The following is a 22,800-nucleotide window of genomic DNA, read 5'->3' as shown; positions in this document are numbered from 1 at the left end:
TTCTTAAAACTACAAATTCTATAGTGTGTTTTTTCACTCACCAATAATTTCTCGCATACCTTTAGAGTTTTGCTTGCTTAAAAATCCTCTTTGTTCCATTTGTTCTACGATATTTGCTGCTTTATTAAATCCAATTCCCAATCTTCGCTGTATGTAACTAATAGAAGTTTTACCATCAGCTAACATAATACGTTTTGCTTCTTCATAAAGATCATCAGATTCTCCACTAGATTGCACTTGCGAACGCTCTTCTTTTTGCAAAAAACGCTCATCATATTGTGGAGGACATTGCGCTTTAATAAACTCTACAATGCGCTCAATCTCTTCTTCTGTGCTAAAAGGAGCATGCAGACGCGTTACATTGCCTCCTCCTACTGCAAATAGCATATCTCCATTGCCAAGCAAAGATTCCGCCCCATGACAATCCAAAATCACTTTAGAATCAATTTTTTGTCCAACTTTATAACTAATGCGTGAAGGAAGATTTGCTTTAATCAATCCTGTAACAACATCTACACTTGGACGCTGTGTCGCAACAATCAAATGGATTCCACTTGAACGCGCCATTTGCGTTAAACGCGAAATGGAAGCCTCTGCTTCTTTGCCGCCTGTCATCATTAAATCTGCTAATTCATCAATAATAATCACAATGTAAGGAAAAGGCTCAAAGCCCTCAATTTCTGCTTTTTGGTTATAACTATCAATGTTTTTTACTCTTGCTTCACTAATGAGCGCGTTGCGTTGCTCCATTTCTTTAACCGCGACATCAAGCGCAAAAATAGCGTTTTTAGGATTCGTAATTACGGGCGTTAATAAATGGGGAATATCATTATAAATGCTAAATTCTACCATTTTAGGATCTACCATAATAAGCTTGAGTTTATCGGGGGGATTTTTATACAATAAAGAGAGAATCATTGCATTAATTCCTACACTTTTTCCACTTCCTGTTGTGCCAGCAATCAGCAAATGCGGGAGCTTTTTCAAATCTGTTACAAATGGATTACCCACAATATCTTTTCCTAATGCTAAAGTCAAAGGGGAAACAGAATGCTTAAATAAATCATTTTCCAAAATTTCACGCAAATAAATCGTTTCTACCTGTGCATTTGGAATCTCTATTCCTACGACATCTTTGCCGGGAATTGGTGCTTGAATGCGGATTGTTTTTGCACGCAATGCCATTGCCAAATCATCTTGCAAAGTTAGGATTCTTGAAACTTTAACATTTGGACTTGGGCGAAACTCAAAAGTCGTAACAATAGGACCAGAATAAGTGCGCACAATATCGCCTTCAATCTTAAAAACACGCATTTTGTTTAATAAGTCATTGATTTTTCTATCAATTTCACCCTCATCAATCTCAATATGCGCACTTTTTGGCTCTTGCAAAAACTCTAACTTTGGAAGCTCATAATCTTTAGATTCTATAATTTGTGGAGTTTGTGCTATTTCTAAATCTTCCATTAATGCTACATTTTCTTCTAAAGTTTTTACAAGGGTATGTGTTTGAGATTCTACATTATTTTGCAAAACTATATTTTGCGCAGGAATCTGTGGAGATTGTGGAATCGCAGAAGGTTGAGATTCTATATTGTGAGATTCTTCATTTTGCGGGGGAGTATTTTGCGCTTCTGTATTTATGGGTTGTGAAGATTGTGGAGCTACATTAGTTTGCTCTTCTGGGATTTGTTCTACCGAGATTTGTTCAACTGGGGTTTTTTCTATTGGAATTTGTTCTGCTGGAGTGCTTTGCTCTTGTGGTTTTAGATTTGTTTGCAATTCTGCTTTTTTGGAATCTTGAAATAAATGGATTTCCTCTGGTTGGGTTACGATTTGCGAAGGCATAGATTGTGCAGGCTCTTGATACTGCGCATAGCCATAGCCAAATTGTGGTATTGTATCTGGAATTGTGGTGTATTGTGGAATCGCAACTTCTTTGATTTGTAAAGTTTGTGGCTCTTCTTGCTCTAATGGAGCAATTTTAGATTCTGCATTTTTGGATTCTGCATCTTGTGTCTCTAAAGCTTCTGTTGTTTGGGAAGATTCTGTGCTTTGTGGAATCTCTTGTTGTTTCTCTTGTGATTCTACATTTTGTGGCTCCAAAACATTTTCTTGTGCATTTGATGTTTGGGATTCCATTTCTTGCACCTCTGCGCTAGACAAAGGATATGCGCTAGCCTTATTGCCATAGTAAAAAATCGTGCTTGGCAGCTCATTTTTTTCATTTTTACGCGGATATTCCTTTTGGATATTTTCCACATCGACAAGATAATCACGTGTGCCAACTGGTCCTTTGTCATAATAAGCACTAAAAGGTGTTGCTGCATAAAGATTTTTGGGATAGGATTTAATCACTTGTTTTTTTGTGGGTTCTTGTAGCTTATGTTGCTCGACTTGTTGGGGTTGTAAATCTTGTTCATCTTGCGAATTTTGATAGGAGTGTATTTCCTCTTTTTTGATAAGTTTTATAGGTTCTTCTTGTTTTTCTTCCTCTTTAAAATAAAAATCGCTTTTTTCAAAACGTTTAAAATTTTCCAAACTCGCCATAGATTGCATTTGGAATTGCGCTGGATTAAAATCTTCTTGTTGAATACTTTTTGCACTAATCACACGAATAGCAGATTCTTGGCTTTCTAATGGATTATCTTCGCGCATTGGAAGCTCAATATCTTGACGCAATACATCAATGCCATCTTCAAAATTTTGCGATTCCATTATTTCTGTGAAATCTTGTGTATCTTGTATTTGCTCTTGCTCTTCCTCATCTTCTTCATCAAAATTAAATTGAATAACCTCTTTAGGTGGCGGATTGCCTTTGCTTTGCTCGATAAGCTCTTCTAAGGTTAAAGGACGTAAATCCTCTGTTTGATTTAGTGGTTTTGTTTCTGCTTTTTCTTGAGGTATTTCTTGGGATATTTTTTGCAAATCTTCTTGTGCTGCTATTTCCTCGCGCATATTTTCTTTTGTTTCTTTTTGCTCTTGTGTTACTTCTGCATTATGCTGTATAGATTCTTCTTTAAAATCTTGCTTTATGTTTTCTTGTAGATTTTGCTTTTTAGGGGGTGCGAAAAATGCTTTAGTTTTTAACCAAAAATATTTTAATCGCTCTGCCTTTTTGTAAATTCCTTCTTTAGAAATTTGCGCTTGCTTTATATCTTTTTTTAAATCCTCCTTTAACGCATTAAAGATAATTTCATACAACTCTTTTGGGGATTTTGCTGTATATATAATTACCCCAAAACCCAACATTAAAAGACCCAAAACAAAAATTCCAAGTGGGGTAATAATAGGCTTTAAGACGTTATTAAAGGCTACACCTAAAATTCCAGCTTTTTCAAAAAACAATCCTTGAAGAACCAAAAGCGCAAAGACTCCAACAGCTATACCTAATGCCCTCTCTAAAAAATCTGAATTCTTAAAATCTGGAATCGCTTTTGCTCGATACAACACATACGCGACAACAAATGCCCAAATGTAGCCAAAATACCCTAACAACCAAAATTGTGCGTTTGGCAAAAAGCTCAAAAAAGAAACAATTTTCCCCAAAAATGTCAGAATCCCAAAAAGTATAAATGTGCCAATAACAAGTGTTTTTGTGTGATTAAAATGCTGGAAAAATTCTTTATAAAACTTTGTTTTAATGATAAAATCCTTACTTCTAAGTTCTTTAAAAGTGGCGAGAGGGTGAGAGAATCGAACTCCCCAGCAAATAGACACCTATCCGCTCAAATGGGTTTGAAGCCCACGATGCCCACCAGCGACATTTACCCTCCGTAATTTATGTAGAAATGAGAATTTAGCGCAAATTTACTTAATTTTCATTGAGATAGCTTTTCTAAAACTCTATAAATTCTCGTTCCCTTTGGCGATACACCGCGCATTTTGTATATCCAACCTCTTTGGCTAAAGATTCTAATTCTTTGCGCTTAAAATTAATCTGTTGCACTGCATGTGCATCACTACCAAAAACAATTGGAATCTCTAAAGCATGGCACATTTCTAAAATTTCTCTGCTAGGATACTGCTCACCCACTTCCTTGCGGAATCCCGCAGCATTAATCTCCACACTCATATTTGCTTGCTTTATCGCCTTTAGTGCGGATTCTATCTCTTTTCTTAAATCTTTTGTAGGAAAATGTTTGAAGACTTTTAACAAATCCATATGCGCTACAATGTCAAATTTGCCACTCTTTGCTAGCATTTCTGTTGCCCTAAAATACTCTACCCAGCAATCATTAATATCACGTTTTGCGTATTCTCTTATAAATTCTGGATTATCAAATCCCCAATCCCCTAGAAAATGCACCGCTCCAATTCTATAATCAAGCGGCAATGCAAATAAGGAATCTTCCATAAATGGAGGCAAAAAGTCAATCTCTAGCGCACTTAAAATCTCAATCTTTTCTGCATATTTTTCTTTCAAACGCGCAATTTCATTAAAATATAAAGGCAGCTCTTCAAAGCGCATTCTATATTTTGCATCAAAATGCATCGGATTATGGCAAGAAAACCCAAAAACATCAATATTTTCTTCTATTGCCTTTAAAATATATTCTTCCATTGTGCCTGTGGCGTGGTTGCACAAACTTGTATGATTATGTAAATCTACGCGCATTTTCTCCCTCTACTTTAACCCATTTTCTTTTCCATTTCTCTTGTAATATGCAAGCTTAGAACGTGTTTATCAAACACAGCAATATAGAAAATCGCATCAAAAATTTTAATATCTAACACAAATCCTTCTACTTTTACTTCGCGTTTTTTTGTGTCTTCTTGCAATGTTTCAGCACGATACAACACTTCATTGCCCAACTCAATAGGTGCTAGAAACTTCACTTCTGCACCAATCATGATTCCATTAGGTTCATTGACTGCTAAAAGCGCGCAATATGCGGCACTTGAGAATAAATATCCAGAATGGATTAATCCTGTTTTGTCAATCACCATTTTGTTGGTTACTTCTAATAAGACAGAAGCCTTACCATAACTTTGTTCTTTAATCACTCCATTTGCAGGATTAATATTTAAGCACACCTTTTGAATAACTGCATTATTATCATTCTTGTTTAAAAAATCCTCTTCTTCTACGAGTTCTTCATCCATAGCAACTCCTTTAAAAAACCTTGCATTATAGCATAATTGTATGCTTATAATCTGTTGTCTTTTAAATGTTATAATGCTTACAAATTTTAAAAGGTGTTGTATGAAAATCGTATTTTTATCCCACACGGATTCCAATCTTTTTAGATTCCGACTCCCTATAATGCTTGCTTTAAAGGAGCAAGGGCATGATGTTATTGCGCTTATTCCCAAAGGTGAAGACTTTGACAAATTCCCCAAACTCGGTATTGAAGCATTAGAATATCACATTAAGCGTAGCAGTCTAAACCCCTTTAGCGCATTAAGCAGCATTCAAGAAATTGCACATATTTTAAAAACCATACACCCGGATATTGTGCATACCTTTATGCTAAAGCCTAATATTTATGGTGCATTTGCTGCAAAAATTGCCGGGATTCCTTATGTGATTAACAGCTTAACAGGACTTGGTAGTTTTTATATCCAAAATAACACAAAAGCTAAAATTTTTCGCTTTATCATAGAATCACTCAATCGCGTTTCTTTTAAGATTGCAAAAAAAGTGCTGTTTCAAAATCAAGATGACTTAGATTTATTTGTGCAAAAAAGGCTACTAGATGCTAACAAAACTGCACTTATCAAAGGTTCTGGGATTGATACACAAACCTTTTTGCCCTACACACAAAAAGAAAAAGAAGCGTTACACACAAAGCTTTTAGATTCCATTGATTCAACAATCTCTAAAGATTCCACTATTATTTTAATGATTGCGCGCGCGATTTTGCACAAAGGCGTAAAAGAATATTATCAAGCTGCACAACTCTTAAAAGCAAAATATCCAAATTTTGTGTTTTTGTATGTTGGCGGAGTAGATTTAGGAAATATTGCTCCTATTGATGAAACATTTTTAAAAAGCTCAAATGCGGTTATTTATCTTGGAGAGAGAAAAGATATTAGAGAATTAATTGGAATCTGTGATGTGTTTGTGTTGCCAAGTTTTAGAGAAGGGATTCCGCGCACACTTTTAGAAGCTGGAAGTATGGCAAAACCTATCATCACGACAAATGCAGTAGGTTGTCGCGAAGTCGTAGAAAATGGAGTTAATGGATTCTTGGTTGAAGTTGGAAATGTAGAATCCCTAAAAGAAAATTTAGAAAAACTCTGTATAGATAAACCTTTACAAGAGCGTTTTGGGCGCGCAAGTCGTGAAAAAATATGCAAAGAATTTAGTATAGAATCCATCATTAAACAATATTTAGAACTTTATCAAGAAGTCTTAAACGCGCCAAAAACTTCCGATTCCATTCTTTATCAAAGCTTCATAAAACCTATTTTTGATTTTAGCTTTAGCGCGCTTTTAATCTTACTATTTGCACCGATATTAATTATTGTTGCGCTACTAATCCACTTAAAGCTTGGCTCTCCAATATTTTTCACACAAGAACGCCCGGGCAAAAATGGCAAAATCTTTAAAATCTATAAATTCCGCACAATGAGCAATGCGCGCGATGCAAATGGAGAATTGTTACCAGATAGTGAGCGTTTAAAAGGATTTGGAAAATTTGTGCGCAAAAGTAGCTTAGATGAGTTACCTCAACTCTTTAATGTCTTAAAAGGAGAAATGAGCTTCATTGGTCCGCGCCCTTTGCTTGTAGAATATTTGCCTCTGTATTCTAAGACACAAGCACGCCGCCACGAAGTAAAACCGGGAATCACGGGCTGGGCTCAAGTGAATGGACGCAATGCAATTTCTTGGGAAGAAAAATTCAAGCTTGATGTTTGGTATGTAGAGAATCTTAGTTTTTGGCTAGATTGTAAGATTTTTTTGATGACATTTTATAAAGTGCTTAAACGCAAAGATATAAGCTCTCAAACAAACGTAACTATGGAAAAATTTACAGGGAGTAAGGAATCCCAAAATTAATGGCGACCCTTGAAAGATTCGAACTTCCGTTTATGCCGTGAAAGGGCATTATCCTTGGCCACTAGATGAAAGGGTCAAAAAGAATCGCATTTTAACAGACATATCACCATTTTTTGCTTAATTTAGATTCCATTTTTCAACACAAAAATGCAAATTTAAAAACCAAAGCAAAAGAAATTAATGCGCATAGATATTTTATTAATCGAAATTTAATTCTAAATGCAGCCTTTAGAATTATGGTAAAGATAAGCTACAAAACTTAAGGATTTGGATATAATTAATCGTTCTTAGAGAAGAGAGATAACCCTATCAATCAGCCCTAAGTTACGTAAATAAATTTTATTAGGAGGTCGTATGAAGAAATTATTGCTTTGTATGATGACTTTTTTATTTTTAGGAGCAGGTATGGCTTATGCAAAGCCTAAAATCGCGATTCTTGCTACAGGTGGGACAATCGCAGGTTCTATTGATAGTTCAGTTGCTACTACAGGATATACTGCTGGTGTTGTTGGAGTTGATGTGCTTATTCAAGCAGTTCCACAAATCAAAGATTTAGCAGATATTTCAGGACAACAAATCGCAAATATTGATAGCTCAAATATGACAGATGAAATCCAACTAAAACTTGCAAAAGAAATCAACAAACTTTTTGCAAATGGAGTTGATGGTATTGTTATCACACACGGAACAGACACTATGGAAGAAACTGCATATTTCTTAAATCTCACTGTTAAAAGTGATAAGCCTGTTGTATTAGTTGGCGCAATGCGTCCTTCAACTGCAATTAGTGCAGATGGACCTAAAAATCTCTATAATGCAGTGGCTCTTGCAGCAGACAAGCAAGCTAGAGGCAAAGGCGTAATGGTTGCAATGAATGACAAAATTCAAAGTGCTAGAGGCGTTGTAAAAACACATAGCTTAAATGTTAATGCGTTTTCATCTCCAGATTTTGGCGATTTAGGCTATATTGTAGATGGTGAAGTTTTCTTCTACAACAATGTCGCAAAAGAGCACACAAAAAAATCCCCATTTGATGTTAGTAAATTAACAGCTCTTCCAAAAGTAGATATTCTTTATACTTATTCTAATGACGGAAGTGCAGCTGCTGCAAAAGCTTTAGTTGCTGATGGCGCAAAAGGTTTAGTGATTGCTGGAAGCGGTGCTGGAAGTATCCACGAAAACCAAAAAGCAACTCTAAAAGAGCTTTTAAAAGAAGGTGTTAATATCGCTGTTAGCTCAAGAGTTGTTGCAGGACGCGTTGCAGTAAGTGGCGATGATGCGAAACTAGGATTTATCAGTGCAGAAGATTTAAACCCACAAAAAGCTAGAATCCTTTTAGCACTTGCACTTACAAAAACAAACGATCCTAAAAAGATTCAAGAGTATTTCTTAAAATACTAATTTTAGATTCCATTTATAGCACTCTTTTTGGTGCTATAAATGCCGCTATTTCTTAAACACAAAATATTTGCTCAATAAAAACCCGCTTGTCGTATAAACTACACCTGAAAAAATCTGCGCAATATAAGCATTCATAGAAAACACTCTATAACAAACAACTAAAACTAATAAATTTAGCAAATAAGAAATTCCCATTGCTAAACAGAATCGTAAAAATGCGTGATTTCTCCTAGCATCAAAAGTAAAACGTGCATTTAGTATAAAGCTTACAATAATGCCTACACAATATCCGATAAAATTTGCAACTTCAGCAATTACACCTAATGCCATTAGGGTAAAAATCACCCCAAAGCCAATAAATGTATTGATTGCCCCAACTAAACAATACAATACAATTTGTTTCATCTTAAAAATAAAATCATTGATACATTGAGCGAATATGCATTAAATCTGCTTCATTCCAAACAACAACAATATACTTATCATCAATAAATACAGAATTCTCTTTAGGGAAAACTTCGGCAGAATTTCTTATAAAGTCTTGCAATGTTAGCAAAACATGGCTAATCATATTTTTGTCATAAGTATTCACTTGTAATGTAAATTGTGAAATGGTTAATTCGTATGGTATTTTAATATTAGGAGCAAAAAAGTTCAAAGGTTGGTATGGAGCCCAATCTGGAATAGAAGAATAAACTAACAGGTCTCCAACTAATCTGCTCTTATCCCCTGAATAATAATTTATTCTTAGTGTTGGAGCATCACCAATCATAATCAAAGTATAAGTATTGTTTGGATTGTATTTAGGGTGAGATTCTATGCGCTCTATTAGACGATATATTACTTCTCTTTCAGCATCAAAACCCCATTTCCAAACCTTTTGCGCCTCTACATCACGCAAAATACCCATAGGCAAAATAAATATCAAAAATGCAAATAAAATATTGCTAGTTGCGATTCTATTAAATCGCAAAATAAATGCTATGGCAAAAGCATAGACATATAAAAGCCCAAACCAATCAATCCTATTTAGATATAAAGGAACTACAGCACCGCCTTTTGCAATAAATGCGGTAGCTTTTGTCGCAAGCAAAGATATTAATATATAGGACAATGGCAACTTTTTTCTTAGATTGAACAATTAATACAACAAATGCAAATAACACCAACCCAAGTAGAATCTGCAGATAATACAAATCAATAAAAGGATAAGATGCTAAAAACTGCTTAAAAGATGCAAAAAATACTTCTATCAGCCTACTATACGCATCTCCAAGCTCTATTATTTCAGTATTATAACCACTTTGCATAATCCCATTTATTTTTAAAAGTTTTATGATAACTGTATAGATTAAACAAGCAATCACTATATTAAAAAGAGTAAATCTAATATCAAAAATTACTTCTTTTAGAGTTTTGCCAAAACAATATTCCAAAAGAATTTTAAATAATAAAATAACACCAATAGCATTTATACTTGGCGCATATCCGCCAAGAGCTATTAACAATAGTAAAATACTCACAAAAGAATATAACCAAGCATTTTTTGTATCAGTTTTATCCCCTAACAAAAATGCACCAATAATCAAAGCTGGAATCCAAAGCATTGCGGGTGCATCAACCATATAATAAAACCAACTTAGAATATAGGGACAAACTCCAATAAATAATCCTAGCACAACAACGCTATAAGTATTTTTAGGTGTTTTCCAATAGATTGCTAAGAGAACTCCAGCTAGTGCAACACCAAACAAAGATAGCATATTACCAAGAAGCGGCAAAAACCTACCGCCCAAAATCTGATAAGCAAATCCCAAAGAAAATCTCCCATTAGAAATTTTTCCCCAAGGACCTATGCCATGTATCAAATTAGCCCAATCGTGATTCCCCCAAAAAAACTGCACACTATGATAGGCAAAAACCAAATTTAATAATAAAAATAGAATCCAAAATGCTTTTCTATACACACAATCAATTTCAAAATAACGTTGTTTTATTGATTCTTGCCAATTTGTTTCAAAGATAAATTTTCTAATATGCTTAAAACCCATAAAATCTTGTCTTTTATCTGCAAGAAAAAAGACAAGCAAAGCAGGTAAAAATCCTATTAAACCTAGTGCTAAACTCCCAAGCCAAGTAAGCTGATAATCAACAGATATTTTTGTAGCATCGGCTTCATTATTTACTGAAAATTCAAATGTTCTTTCAACTAAATTATTTCCAACTTTTAATTCGATAAGATTTAAATCACTAAGGAATCCAATATCATCAACATTTGCGACATATCTATTTGCTTCAATCTTTTGTATTGTTGGAGGCTCATTTATTTTATGCAACCGATTCAAATTAAAACTTAAAAATGCAAATAAAGCTACTAAATACGCCATCAAAAATACTAAAATACCTTTATAAACTTTCATAAATACCCTTTATACATCTAAAATATCTAATACAAAATTAATCTCTATCAGCATTTTTACCCACTCTCACGCACAATAAAATGCGGTCTTCCCTTGCACTGCTCATAAATTCTAGCAATTATACTCCCCTATAACACCCAAGATGATGAGTTGGATTCCACCAAAGAAACTAATCGCACAAAACAGTGAAGGGTATCCCGGAACTCCACTACCAAACAAAAGTGCAGAAATAGCAATATAACCACCATATCCAAGCCCTAAAACACTAAAACAAATTCCAAGTATAAATGCAACTCTTAAGGGCATTGTGCTAAAGCTAATAAGCCCTTCAATGGCATATTTAAACAATGTCCAAAAATTCCATTTACTATTTCCTGCTAAACGTTGCACATATTCATAAGGCAATCCTAACTTACGAAAACCCACCCATTCAAATTGTGCCTTAGAAAAGCGATGGTATTCTCGCATTTCTAAAATAGCATTAACCACCATTGTATCCATTAGCCTAAAATCGCTTATGCCAGATTCCATTTTCACACTAGAAATAACATTATTCAACCAATAAAATCCATCGCTAAAAATTGCTCTAAAAAAACCATCTCCATCCCTTGAAACACGTTTAGCATAAACCACATCAGCTTCATTATTGAACCATTTTTCAAACATAGAAAAAAGCATTTTAGGGGGGTGCTGCAAGTCTGCGTCCATTATTGCTACACAATTACCATTTGCTTTTTGCAAACCTGCGAGCATTGCTGCTTCCTTGCCAAAATTACGTGAAAAATCTATAAAATGCACATTGCAATCATTGTTTCTTATTTGCTTGATTTCATTTAGAGTATCATCTTTGCTTCCATCATTAACAAAAATAAATTCATAGTTTAATTCTTTTGTGATTTGGCTCTTAATTTCTTTGATAATAGAGCTTACTGCATTATAAAAGTTTTGTAGATTTAAAGCTTCGTTATAGCAAGGAACAACAACGCTTAATAAAATAGGAAAATTTTTTCTTGAATTTTGGATAGGAGTTTTAATATTTGAAGAATCGTGAAAGTTTAAATGTGCAGATTCTGCTAAAAGACTATGATTTGCCCCCCCCCCCCGCACAATACTACAATTTATTTCTTTTAGCATTTTACCCTTCCGTTGTTATTTATATTTGTGTTATTTGCTTAAACTAAATACTATTTCTGATTTGATGAAAATAAGATTTAAATCTAAAAGTTAAAGCTTTGTTTTTAAAAACTTTATACCAAGAGCTAAGATGCACTTGTCATAACAATAAAGCTTTTAAAAACAAAGAATATATTTAAACAGAACTATCAAAGTGGTGCGCTGAGCGAGACTTGAACTCGCACGGGTCGCCCCGCCACCCCCTCAAGATGGTGTGTCTACCATTCCACCACCAGCGCATAACCCAAAGGCAAACGCCTAAGGGTTTTTAAACTATTAATTAGCCTAAGAATGGGTTTGTATAAAGCAAAATTAATGCAACAACAAGTGTATAGATAACTTGTGCTTCAATCATCGCTAATGCAATGAACATTGTTGTCATTAATTTACCGCCAACGCCCGGATTTCTAGCCATACCAGAAATTGTAGCAGCAGCTGTGCTTCCCATACCAATAGCACCACCAAGAGCAGCGATACCCAAACCGATACCAGCAGCGATTGCTGAATAAGACAACAACATTTCATTTCCCTCTGCAGCAAATGCTACACCAGCTAATGCAAAAAACACTAAAAGTAATTTTTTCATACTTTTCTCCTTAAATTTTCAAAGTCTTTTCGGATCTGTCCCCTACTCATCACTTTGTAAGAATGGATTATAAACGCATTTAGCTAAATTTTTATTTAATTTAAGCCTAAGACAAGTATTCAAAATGTGCAAAATGCCACTTATTTACTCAATTTCTCTTGTAGCCCTAGCTCAACTTTGTTCTTATTTAACGACAACACTTCCACGCGCACCCTATCGCCTTCGTTAAGATAATCGCTCACTTGCGCGTTTCTGTTGCTTGTAATTTTTGAAATATGCAATAATCCATCATAATGGTGTGGCAACTCTACAAATGCCCCAAAATCTAATATCTTTTTGACTTTACCCTCATACACATCTCCCACTTTGTAAAGCTCTGCAATATTTGGCTTTTCCTCTTTTGCATTTGCGATTCCAATAATATATTCTTTTGCAGCATCAACTTTTTCTCTATTTTTTCCACTTACCTTAACTTCCCCATTATCGCGATTTAAATCAATGGCAACTTCAAATTTTTCAATAATTTCTTTGATTGTTTTTCCCGCTTGTCCAATCACTTCTACAATCTTGCTTGGGTGGATTGCAAAAATCTGTGCGCTAGGCAATACTGCTGTATTAAGCACGATTTTTTCTTTTGCACTTTCCATAATTCCCAAAATATGCAATCGTGCTTCTTTTGCTTGCAAAAGTGCATGATTTAAAATTTCTGTGCTTAAACCGCCAAGTTTAATATCCATTTGCAAAGCTGTGATTCCATTTTTGCTTCCTGCGACTTTAAAATCCATATCGCCATCATGGTCTTCTAAGCCCATAATATCAGTTAAAATTGCATATTTATTGCCTGCACTTATAAGCCCCATTGCTACACCAGCAATCAAAGTTGTGCATTCTACATCTGCAGCAGCTAAAGCTAGAGAACCCCCACAAACAGTCGCCATTGAGCTTGAACCATTAGATTCCAAAATTTCTGAAACCAAACGAATCGTTTGTTGCTCTGCGTTAATAATGCTACATTCTAAAGCACGTTTTGCTAAATTTCCATGCCCTAGCTCACGTCTACCTGTCGCCCCAATAGGGCTTGCTTCTCCAACGCTAAATGGGGGAAAATTGTAATGCACCATAAAACGCTCTTTTGATGCACCTTTATCTGTTAATAATTCATAATTTTGCGCATCCATTTCACCCCCTAGCGTGCAAACAACAAGGGCTTGCGTCTGTCCGCGCGTAAATAATACACTAGAATGCGCTTTTGGCAATAGATTTGTTTCAATACTAATTGGGCGCACTTCATTGAGTTTTCTGCCATCTGCACGCACACCTTCTTCTAAAATCATTGTGCGGATAATTTGACGCTTTAAAGTATCTAACGTTTCACTTGTGCGCTCTTCTAAAGATTCTAAATCTTCAGGATTCTTTGTTGCATAATCTTGAGAGATTCTTTTTGCAAAAGCTTTTAATCGGCTATGGCGTTCTGTTTTAGATAAATAAGAGATAATTGCACGTAATTCTTCTAAATAATTTTGTGTAATAAATTCTTGTAGATTTTGACAATGATAACTTTTGCGCTCCTGCGTAAAAACTAATGGCTCTTTTATGCAAGCGACAAAAGATTCTTTTAGTATTTTACTTTTTGTAGCAATATGTGTTTTTGCAAGCTCTAGGGCTTGTATAAGTTCTGTTTCTGTAAGTTCATTTGCACTAAATTTTGCTTTTGTATCGTCCATTAATGTAGAAACTAAATTTAAAGGATTTGTGGGGGATTCCACATCTACGCCCCCAAATGTGCGCATTTCAATCATCAGCAAATCTTCATCAACACCACTTACAAATAAATCTAATGTGCTTTGCTCCATTGCTTTAAGGCTAGGATTGACGACAAATTCTTCTCCGATTCTACCAATACGCACACCATTAACAGCTAGATTTAGTGGAATCTCTGAAACATATAATGCCGAGCTTGCTGCATTCAAAGCTAAAATTTGCAAGTCTGCATCATTATCTGCACTAAGCACCATAATAGTAATTTGTGTAGGATAGCAATAACCTTTAGGAAACAAAGGACGCAAGCTTCTATCAACAATCCTTGCTGTTAGTGTTTCAAAATCTCCGGGTTTTGCTTCTCTTTTGACATAACCGCCCGGAAACTTTCCTGCCGCATAAGATTTTTCTATGTATTGCACTGTTAAAGGCAAAAAATCCTCTTCTACAATAGAATCGCTATCAATGGTAACAGCTGCCAAAAGCACATTATTCCCACTTTTATAATACACGCTTCCACTAGCTTGTTTTGCCACATAATCAAAAATATATTGCTCTTCTTTTTCTAAAAATGAAAGTTTAACTTCTTGCATTTACTCTCCTTGTATCTTGCTAAAAACTTCTTCGATTGTTGCTGTTTCAATAGGTGGATAATCCTTATAATAATATCCAATATCTACAAAATTTTTTGATTTATATAGACAAAAGACTCCATCTGTTGCTTCTTCCATAATCTCTGCAGCATCATAAGGAGCAACAGGACAAGCAAAATACACAGTTTTTGCTTGCAAAGTAACCACGGATTTAATAGATGCGAGCGCAGTTAATCCACTATCAATTCCTTCATCTACAATCAAAACACGCTTACCTTTAAGAGAGATTAAAGGATTACCTTTGCGATATTGATAAATTAAAGGCAACATTTTATCCTCATATTGTCGCTGCACTTCACCATAAATATAATCTAAACTGATTCCAAAAGAACGCACTAAAGGTTCATTAATCACAACATCATGCGTTTCTGTTGCCATTGCAATTTCGCATTCTGGATTATTAGGTGCTAAAATAGGAGAAGTAAAAAGAAACGCCAAAGGAGCTTTGATTGTTTGCGCTAAACGATACGCAAAATAAATTCCTTCAAATGAGATTCCAATCACCACACAATCTTGCCTTTCAAAAAAACTAAGAGGCATATTACTAAGAAGCTTTTGGAGCGCATCATCACGATTCTCAAAAAATATTTTACGCCTTGTAGAATGTGTTATATTATTTGTTTGGTTATTTAGTAAATTAATTCCATTAGCTGCACCTAAAATATTTTGCATTATCGTCCTACCTTCACATCGCCGCTTAAAAGAGGTATAAATTTGATAGTCAAAAGCACATATTTATCATCTTTTGCTTCTGCTCCACGCGTTGTTAGCATTGGATAAATCTCACTCACATATTTTAGCCCAACAGAAAAACAACGCACACTTGCTTCAAACCCCACCTGCCAAGTTTTAAAATAGTCTTCTTTATAATCATAACCCAAACTCGCAAAAAGGTTAAGATTTGCAAATCCTTTTTCGACCCCAGCCATAATGTAGTTTGCTTCACCATAACGTCCGCGACTCCAATCTACTTTTGCAAAAGAATCGCGAAAAAAATGCCCAAAATATGCACTTAAATATTCTCCATCATGATAAATTTTATGTGTTGCTTCTGAAATCCTATTTTCTGAATGCGCATAAAAAATATCACTTAAAAAGCTCCAAGAATAGTCATAAAAGTATTGCACTTCATTTTCTAGCTCACCTACCCGCTCATCATCTTCTAAATAAAAATACTGCCGTATTCTATGCGAAAGTTTTAATGTATTGTTTGTGTCATAAAAATGTTGGGAAGCACTAAGCCTTAACTCTTGAGAATCACCAGGCAGTGTGAAAAAAGTCGTAAAATCTCCCGTTTTATCTTTAAAACCGGGCAAAGTATAAAGTGCTTCAAAGCTTAAAGTATGCCCAAAATTCTCATATTGCTTTGCCAAATCTGTATTTGCTTTAAATTGATAATGTTGCGTGATATAACGTCCGGTCTTTAAATGTATTCCCTCTTCAACATGATTATAATTAACCTGTGTTGCATAAAATATCGGAGAAATAGATAAGTTTAAATACTCACTAGCTAGGCTTTGTGTAAATAAAATCGGCAGTTGCGCTTCTTGTTGCACTGCACGATAACCAATTGGGCGCGTAAAATGCTCAATTTGATAGTCAAAACTATAATAAAAATTATCAACAAAAAGCTTATCAATTTGACGATGATATTGCACTTGTGGCAAAGTTTGTAACGTTTTAGAATTGCTTGTCATTTCTAGGTCTGAATAATAACGCCCATAGATTCCAACATAATCTGTATCACTTTTTAAAAAATAGTTCAAACGAGAGGTTAAGAGCTTTCCTTGCAAATCTGCTTCTTCGTGCGCTTTATCATCAGTTAGTCTAAAATAATCTACATCAGAAATTTGAGAAATATCAGCATACAATCCATCTTCATAAAAATAATTTTGAAGATCTGTTAATAAATCTTTTCTTTTATATTTGAGTTGGAATCCATAATGCTCTTGATTTTCTAAATCATAAGTATTTTGATAATTATTAGAATCACCAAAATATCCAAAATTTGCCCATAATATTTGCTCTTTATCATCTGCGATTCTAAATTCCCCATAAACACCACCACCCCTTTTGGTGCGCATTGTTGGGGTGATTGTCATATCCCACCAATCTTGTGGAGCAAAATAGATGGGTTGCGAGTAAATAAAACCATCGTCATTAGAACTTCCAAACAAGGGATACAAAAGACCACTTTTACGTTTATAACCAGCCGAAAAGGAAAGATAAGGGAAGTAAAGCACGGGCACATCATAAACACATAAACGTGGATGCCAAAGCGTAAGCCATTCTTTGCCTGTATCGTATTTACCTTCACTTGCCTTAAGTTGCCAAATTGGGTTATTTACGCTACAAGTAGAAACTGCTACATCTTGAATTTGATACACATTTTTATCATATTCTGCACTCTTTGCTTCCACCCATAGACCACTTGTGGAATCCTGCATATAAAAAGGCTCTAAAAAGGAATAATCGTCTTGAAGTTTGATTGTAACTTCTTGCGCTCTTAAATACAACGCATTACCTTTGTAGGCATTGACATTTCCACTTAGTGTAATTTCGCGCGTTTTTGTATTATAAACTGCCGTATTCGCACTAATATAATAATCAAGGTTAATGACTGTCGCATGCCCTTTTCCTATCACAACAGATTGGTTAAACTCCATATCATCTGCCAAAAACTCAAAAACTACTTCTTGTTTTGTATTAAATTGCTTAACAGAAGGACGCGCATCAAGAGAACTTAGCGCAAAAGTTGCTGATAGAGAAAGTGCGATTCCAAATTTTTTGGCATTTTTCTTAAACATTATAACTCTTTAACTCTATAACAATAGTATTTGCGATTCTATCATGCAAACTTAATCGCAAGGAATTTGTCAAAATATATAAAAAAGGTAGATAGATTAAAAATTCACTTAATGTCCTAAGTAAAGAGCGTATAAAAGCTTGTTTTGTATTTGGGTTATCTAAAAGCCCTGTTTCTATGACTTTAATTTTAACAACAATTTTCCCAATTGTTGCTCCATAATAACGCACAAAAAGCCAATGATATACAATGTGCACTACATATAAGATTAGCCAAGAATTTGAAATTGTATTTAAAACAACTTCCGGATTGCCCACATTTTGCGTAATACTCTCCCAATACATTCCAATAATCACCATACTGACAAGCAAATCATCAATAATATGTGCCACTACACGCTTCCAAAGTGCTGCAACTTGGATTTCTTCGCGCGCTAAAATTTCTTCTATCTTGTCAGGATTCATTAGTCTCTCAATGCCTGATAAGCAATATCCTTACGATATTGCATTCCTTCAAATTCCACAGATTCCACACAATTATATGCTTTTTTGACTGCTTCTTCCACATTGTTTCCTTTGCCCACGCATACAAGCACACGCCCTCCACTTGCTATTAAATCTTCACCTTCTTGACTAACTCCGGCAAAACTAATATGCGCATCTGCACTATTTTGTGTAGTAAATCTGATTTTTGTTTTCTTAGAGCTTTTATAAGGATAATCTTTTGAAGTAACAACAACACCTACGCATACTTCTTCACTCAAACGATACTGCACATTTTTTAAACCCCCATTTGCGCATGCCAAAAAGCAATCAAATAACCCTTCTTTAAACAAAGGCATTAACACTTCACATTCTGGATCTCCAAAACGCACATTAAATTCCAACAAATACGGCTTGTCTTTTACAACCATAACCCCACAAAATAGCGTCCCACTAAAAGGATTTCCATCTTTTGCCATACCATCTAATGTTGGAACAATAATACTTTGCTTAACTTCTTCAATAATCTTATCACTTGCTAAAGGCGATGGCGCATAAGCTCCCATACCGCCGGTATTTGGACCTTTATCTTCATCTAAAAGCCTTTTATGATCTTGTGCAGCAGGCAACACAATAAAATCCTTACCATCGCACATTGCAAAAACAGAAAGTTCAAAACCTTCTAAAAATTCTTCAACCACAATCGTTTTTCCTGCTTCTGCAAAACTTTTTCCGCTCAACATCTCCTTTGCTACTTGTTTAGCTTCTGCATAACTTTGTGCAATAATCACACCTTTGCCTGCACACAAGCCATCAGCCTTTACTACAATAGGTGTATTTAAAGTATCAATAAATGCACATGCTTCTTCATAATCTTGTGTTTGAATAAATCCTGCTGTTGGAATATCATAACGTTTTGCAAACTCTTTCATATAAGCTTTAGAACCCTCCAAGCGCGCTGCCTTTGCACTTGGACCAAAAGTTGCGATTCCATTTTCGCGTAAAATATCTGCCAGCCCTTCTACAAGTGGAGCTTCAGGACCTATAATCACAAGTCCTATGCGTTGCATTAATACAAAATCCAAAAATTCTTTTTGTGTTTTAAAATCAATATTTTTACCAAGTTTGCTTGTCGCTCCATTGCCGGGATAAAAATAGATTCCATCTATCTTGCATTCGCTCTGCAATGCAAGCCCAATAGAATACTCTCTGCCACCGCTTCCTACAATCACAATTTCCATATAAATTCTACCTTACATTTTGATTTTGAAAACTTTAAACCTCATTGAAAAAATTTTAAAAATCAAAAAACCCAAGTAGCCGTTACTTTTTTGTGCAGCCCGAAATAGGCAACGATTCCAACCACAAGCGATTCATTAGGCGGCAGATTCTCATCTCAACTTAAGAGATTAATAGCGAAAACACCATCACACCGAACCGAACTATGCAATCAGTAATACTCAAATATGTTGGACCCCAAAGTGAAAGAAACACGCACCACTTAGGCGAGCGTTATTATAAACAATACTAGCTAAAGCGGCTTTTAACTTTAATCCAAAAATTAATAAATTTTCGGCAAAATTGCACGCGTAACTTTATGTTTAAGGAATCCCAATAATGAAAAAATTACTCTTAACGCTAACTTGCGCAATAACCATAAGCAGCAGTTTATATGCTGGAGAATGTATTTGCTTTGAACTCAAAGGAGAATTTGGAGAAGAAATTAAAGCAATTATGAAAAAATACTCCAAAAATCTAGGAGGAGATAATATTAAAGTTGTGCGCGAAGATGCGGACTTGACACCACAAGAACGTAGCTTTTTGGCAAGTATGCTAGGTGAAGGTGAAGTAAGCGGGAATACGCGTGGGGCAAATTTAGAAAATGGAAAAAAACTCTATGATAGAGACTGCGCAAGTTGTCATGGGAAAAAAGGTGAGCTTTCTGTTGCTGGCACGAAACGCATTAATACTTGGAAGGCAAACGCAATTGCTGATGAAATTAAAACTTACGCAAACCAAAGCTTTGAAGGGCAATCTCGCTTTATAAAAAACCAAATTGCACAACGCTATACAAAACGTGATATGAACGATATTGGAGCATATGTTGAGAGTTTAAAATAGTTGCTTTGTAGCCAAATTGGCTACAAAGTTTAATTGTTTTTAGGGTTTTTCGCTTTGCGCTTCTTCTGCATCTGAAACACTAAATTCACTTTTGAGTTTTTCTACACTTTTATCCCCAAAACCTTTCACATTTGTAAGTTCATCGACAGACTTAAAAGGTTGCTTTTCGCGATAATCAATAATTGCTTGTGCTTTAACCTCTCCGATTCCTTTTACACTCATTAGCTCTTGCTTGCTTGCCTTATTTAAATCTACTGCTCCAAATAGCCAAGAAACTGCTAATAACAATGCCATCAAAATTTTCATTATTTTTCTCCTTAATATTTAATGATAGAGCATTACATTGTATCTAAATTAAAGATTTTTTTACTTTTTGCAAAATCAAGATTGATTAAATTTTCTCTATAAAGTTACACAATGAAACAATAAAATTAAAACTATCTCATAATTTTAAACCATATTCCATTGTGATAATTGATAGATTTCAAGTTTGAAAAATATAAAGAGGAGTTAAAAGCCTTGCGCATAGCACAAGGGGGAAGAAATTATTTTCTAATTTCCTTAATTCTTGCAGATTTACCGCTTCTTGTGCGTAGATAATAAAGTTTTGCACGTCTAACGCGACCGATTTTAAGCACTTTAATGCTATCAATGCTTTCAGAATAAATAGGAAAGATTCTTTCTACACCAACGCCATTTGCACCAATTTTTCTAATCGTAAAAGTCTTGCCTGTCCCAACCCCGCGCAAAGAAATACAAACGCCCTCAAAATTTTGGATTCTTGTTTTGTCTCCTTCAGAGATTCTAATCCCGATTCTTAGCGTATCTCCTGCTTTAAATTGTGGAATCTCTTTTCCTGCAATTTGCGCATCTTCAAAATGCTGAATATATTTATTTCTCATTGTTAAACCCTTGTTTATAGCGCACATAGAGGTCGTATCTATGAAACTTAGTTTTTGCCTCTGCTGCTTTTAGTTTTAAATCTGAAATTTTAGCGTGATTTCCCTTTGAATACTCTGAAGGAACTGCTAAATTTTTAAATTTATGCGGTTTTACAAAATTTGGTGCTTCTAATAAATGCTTTTCATAACTCTCACCCTGTAAAGATTCCTCATTACCAAGCACACCCTTAACTTGCCTTGCTATGCTATCAAACAAACACAAAGCTGCTAATTCTCCACCTGTTAAAATAAAATCCCCAACACTAAAAACCTCATCGGCATAAATTTCGATTAAACGCTCATCAAAGCCTTCATAGCGTCCGCACACAAAAGTAATATGTTCCTTATTGCTTAGACGCTTTGCATCATTTTGCGTAAAAGTTTTTGCACAAGGTGTCAAAAAAATAATATGCGTCTTTGGTTGTTTCTCTTTAATGCTGTCTAATGCATTGCTTAATGCAAGCGGTTCTAACAAAAGCCCAGCCCCACCACCAACTTGATAATCATCAACCTTTAAAAATTTATTTTCACTAAAAGAGCGCGGATTGACAAAATCTACACTAAGTAATCCTGTATTTAATCCGCGGTGCAATATGGAATCGCTAAAATACCCCTCTATGAGATGTGGAAATAATGTAACAAAAGTGGATTGCATTAACTATTTTCTAAAATATCTTTGCAAAATTGTGTGTGGATAATTTTAGGCTGTGCTTGAGATTCCACATTTAAAATATAGCGTGCATTATAAGGAATCAAAAAGCTTTTAGGGAGTTTTTGTGTCAATAGTGCAGAATCTGTTGTTATCATCAAATAATCTTGGTTACAAAAGCGGTCAATTTCACTTACGATTCCTAATATTTCACCATTTTCGACAATCTTACTGCCTATAATTTCAAACCAAAAAAACGCATTATCTTCTAAAACGCATTGCGCTTTTGTTTCTTCTTGTGTAGAATAAAGCACGCAATTTACAATTTGTTTTGCTTCTTCTTTGGAATTAATTTCTTTAAACTTTGCGGTAGATTTGTTGGGAGAATAATACTCTAAAGTTAAATCTCCAAATTGCGAGTGATAAGAATTACCAGCTTTTAGAGATTGTGGAAAATCACTTAAGAGATGCAAAAGCACATCACCTTTAAAACCAAGTGAGCGTCCAATTTTTGCAACACTCACCCAATCTTTTGGAATCGCCTTGCTAAGCATTATTATTGTTGCGGTTTAACAATGATACGATAAGAGCTTCCATCTTTTGCTTTAATGCCTGAAATGAAAGTTTTGATTGCGCCAATCATCTTTCCATCTTTGCCAATCAAGCGTCCCGCATCTTGCAAAGAAGATAGAATCTCAATTTCATAAAAATTTGTATCAAGCTCACGCTTAATCACGTGAATCTTATCAGGTTCTGCGACAATTTTTTTCGCATAAGATTCTATAAAATTCTCTACCATTGCCA

At 34.9% G+C, this 22,800-nt stretch carries 21 protein-coding genes, 3 tRNA genes and 1 pseudogene; 4 read left to right on the top strand and 21 right to left on the bottom strand.

From position 1 onward, the window contains the following. Positions 1–33: 33 nt before the first annotated feature. From LS70_RS06515 to LS70_RS06505, 4 genes are all read right to left on the bottom strand, one after another. Positions 34–2,550 (bottom strand): DNA translocase FtsK, encoded by a 2,517-nt coding sequence (locus LS70_RS06515; RefSeq protein ID WP_034290990.1) that lies wholly within the window; start codon positions 2,548–2,550, stop codon positions 34–36. 1,127 nt (positions 2,551–3,677) lie between these two features. Beyond that, positions 3,678–3,776: transfer RNA gene (locus LS70_RS09895), tRNA-Sec, on the bottom strand. 62 nt (positions 3,777–3,838) lie between these two features. Next, entirely contained in the window at positions 3,839–4,618 is a 780-nt protein-coding gene (locus LS70_RS06510; RefSeq protein ID WP_034290947.1) for a histidinol-phosphatase, read from the bottom strand. A gap of 14 nt (positions 4,619–4,632) precedes the next feature. Then, positions 4,633–5,106, bottom strand: coding sequence for a hypothetical protein (locus LS70_RS06505; protein ID WP_034290944.1), 474 nt, complete (start codon positions 5,104–5,106; stop codon positions 4,633–4,635). 40 nt (positions 5,107–5,146) lie between these two features. Between LS70_RS06505 and LS70_RS06500 the strand changes: the two are divergent. Further along, positions 5,147–6,280, top strand: a pseudogene (locus tag LS70_RS06500) (glycosyltransferase family 4 protein); the annotation flags it as partial. A gap of 105 nt (positions 6,281–6,385) precedes the next feature. Further along, positions 6,386–7,006: a sugar transferase gene (locus tag LS70_RS06495; RefSeq protein ID WP_034290986.1), complete on the top strand. Its 621-nt coding sequence runs from the start codon at positions 6,386–6,388 to the stop codon at positions 7,004–7,006. Here LS70_RS06495 and LS70_RS06490 read toward each other — a convergent pair. Continuing rightward, positions 7,007–7,082, bottom strand: a tRNA-Glu gene (locus LS70_RS06490). Positions 7,083–7,411: 329 nt separating this feature from the next. Here LS70_RS06490 and LS70_RS06485 point away from each other — a divergent pair. Further along, positions 7,412–8,407, top strand: a complete 996-nt coding sequence (locus tag LS70_RS06485; RefSeq protein ID WP_034290984.1) for a type II asparaginase — start codon at positions 7,412–7,414, stop codon at positions 8,405–8,407. A gap of 45 nt (positions 8,408–8,452) precedes the next feature. Here LS70_RS06485 and LS70_RS06480 read toward each other — a convergent pair whose 3' ends face one another. The 11 genes from LS70_RS06480 to purD form a co-directional block, all read right to left on the bottom strand. Then, positions 8,453–8,812, bottom strand: a complete 360-nt coding sequence (locus LS70_RS06480; protein WP_034290941.1) for a GtrA family protein — start codon at positions 8,810–8,812, stop codon at positions 8,453–8,455. 13 nt (positions 8,813–8,825) lie between these two features. Next, a complete protein-coding gene (locus tag LS70_RS06475) occupies positions 8,826–9,521 on the bottom strand; it encodes a hypothetical protein (RefSeq protein ID WP_161594705.1) in 696 nt (231 codons plus the stop codon). Further along, the gene (locus tag LS70_RS06470; RefSeq protein WP_034290935.1) at positions 9,433–10,827 is read right to left on the bottom strand and encodes a glucosyltransferase domain-containing protein; all 1,395 of its coding nucleotides are present in this window, start codon (positions 10,825–10,827) and stop codon (positions 9,433–9,435) included. The genes LS70_RS06475 and LS70_RS06470 overlap by 89 nt, the downstream gene beginning before the upstream one ends. 111 nt (positions 10,828–10,938) lie before the next feature. Then, a complete protein-coding gene (locus LS70_RS06465) occupies positions 10,939–11,961 on the bottom strand; it encodes a glycosyltransferase family 2 protein (protein ID WP_138109391.1) in 1,023 nt (340 codons plus the stop codon). 194 nt (positions 11,962–12,155) lie between these two features. Further along, a tRNA-Leu gene (locus LS70_RS06460) sits at positions 12,156–12,239 on the bottom strand. Positions 12,240–12,280: 41 nt separating this feature from the next. After that, on the bottom strand, positions 12,281–12,586 hold the full coding sequence (locus tag LS70_RS06455; protein ID WP_034290081.1) for a F0F1 ATP synthase subunit C: 306 nt from the start codon (positions 12,584–12,586) through the stop codon (positions 12,281–12,283). A gap of 140 nt (positions 12,587–12,726) precedes the next feature. Further along, positions 12,727–14,937, bottom strand: coding sequence for a polyribonucleotide nucleotidyltransferase (locus tag LS70_RS06450; protein ID WP_034290079.1), 2,211 nt, complete (start codon positions 14,935–14,937; stop codon positions 12,727–12,729). Next, on the bottom strand, positions 14,938–15,669 hold the full coding sequence (locus LS70_RS06445) for a phosphoribosyltransferase (RefSeq protein ID WP_052083403.1): 732 nt from the start codon (positions 15,667–15,669) through the stop codon (positions 14,938–14,940). Next, positions 15,669–17,804 (bottom strand): LPS-assembly protein LptD, encoded by a 2,136-nt coding sequence (locus LS70_RS06440; RefSeq protein ID WP_034290077.1) that lies wholly within the window; start codon positions 17,802–17,804, stop codon positions 15,669–15,671. The genes LS70_RS06445 and LS70_RS06440 overlap by 1 nt, the downstream gene beginning before the upstream one ends. Next, the gene (locus LS70_RS06435) at positions 17,797–18,267 is read right to left on the bottom strand and encodes an RDD family protein (RefSeq protein WP_034290075.1); all 471 of its coding nucleotides are present in this window, start codon (positions 18,265–18,267) and stop codon (positions 17,797–17,799) included. Before LS70_RS06435 ends, LS70_RS06440 begins: the two co-directional genes overlap by 8 nt. After that, on the bottom strand, positions 18,267–19,526 hold the full coding sequence (gene purD, locus LS70_RS06430) for a phosphoribosylamine--glycine ligase (protein ID WP_034290073.1): 1,260 nt from the start codon (positions 19,524–19,526) through the stop codon (positions 18,267–18,269). Before purD ends, LS70_RS06435 begins: the two co-directional genes overlap by 1 nt. Positions 19,527–19,902: 376 nt before the next feature. On the opposite strand from purD, the gene LS70_RS06425 reads away from it, so the two are divergent. Next, complete coding sequence (locus LS70_RS06425; RefSeq protein WP_201273972.1) at positions 19,903–20,406, top strand: c-type cytochrome; 504 nt, start codon at positions 19,903–19,905, stop codon at positions 20,404–20,406. 39 nt (positions 20,407–20,445) lie between these two features. Here LS70_RS06425 and LS70_RS06420 read toward each other — a convergent pair whose 3' ends face one another. From LS70_RS06420 to LS70_RS06400, 5 genes are all read right to left on the bottom strand, one after another. Beyond that, positions 20,446–20,712, bottom strand: a complete 267-nt coding sequence (locus tag LS70_RS06420) for a ComEA family DNA-binding protein (protein WP_034290069.1) — start codon at positions 20,710–20,712, stop codon at positions 20,446–20,448. A gap of 239 nt (positions 20,713–20,951) precedes the next feature. Next, positions 20,952–21,308 carry a 50S ribosomal protein L19 gene (rplS, locus tag LS70_RS06415; RefSeq protein WP_034290067.1) on the bottom strand — a complete coding sequence of 119 codons (357 nt, stop codon included), beginning with the start codon at positions 21,306–21,308 and terminating at the stop codon, positions 20,952–20,954. Further along, positions 21,298–22,002 (bottom strand): tRNA (guanosine(37)-N1)-methyltransferase TrmD, encoded by a 705-nt coding sequence (gene trmD / locus LS70_RS06410; RefSeq protein WP_034290065.1) that lies wholly within the window; start codon positions 22,000–22,002, stop codon positions 21,298–21,300. The genes rplS and trmD overlap by 11 nt, the downstream gene beginning before the upstream one ends. Next, positions 22,002–22,550, bottom strand: coding sequence for a ribosome maturation factor RimM (rimM, locus tag LS70_RS06405; protein ID WP_034290063.1), 549 nt, complete (start codon positions 22,548–22,550; stop codon positions 22,002–22,004). Before rimM ends, trmD begins: the two co-directional genes overlap by 1 nt. A gap of 2 nt (positions 22,551–22,552) precedes the next feature. Further along, positions 22,553–22,795: a KH domain-containing protein gene (locus LS70_RS06400; RefSeq protein WP_034290088.1), complete on the bottom strand. Its 243-nt coding sequence runs from the start codon at positions 22,793–22,795 to the stop codon at positions 22,553–22,555. Positions 22,796–22,800 lie beyond the last annotated feature (5 nt).

The sequence above is a fragment of the Helicobacter sp. MIT 11-5569 genome (genome assembly GCF_000765695.2).
Taxonomy (GTDB): domain Bacteria; phylum Campylobacterota; class Campylobacteria; order Campylobacterales; family Helicobacteraceae; genus Helicobacter_D.
Note: the sequence above shows the minus strand (reverse complement) of the source record. Positions and strands in the feature narration are given on the sequence as shown.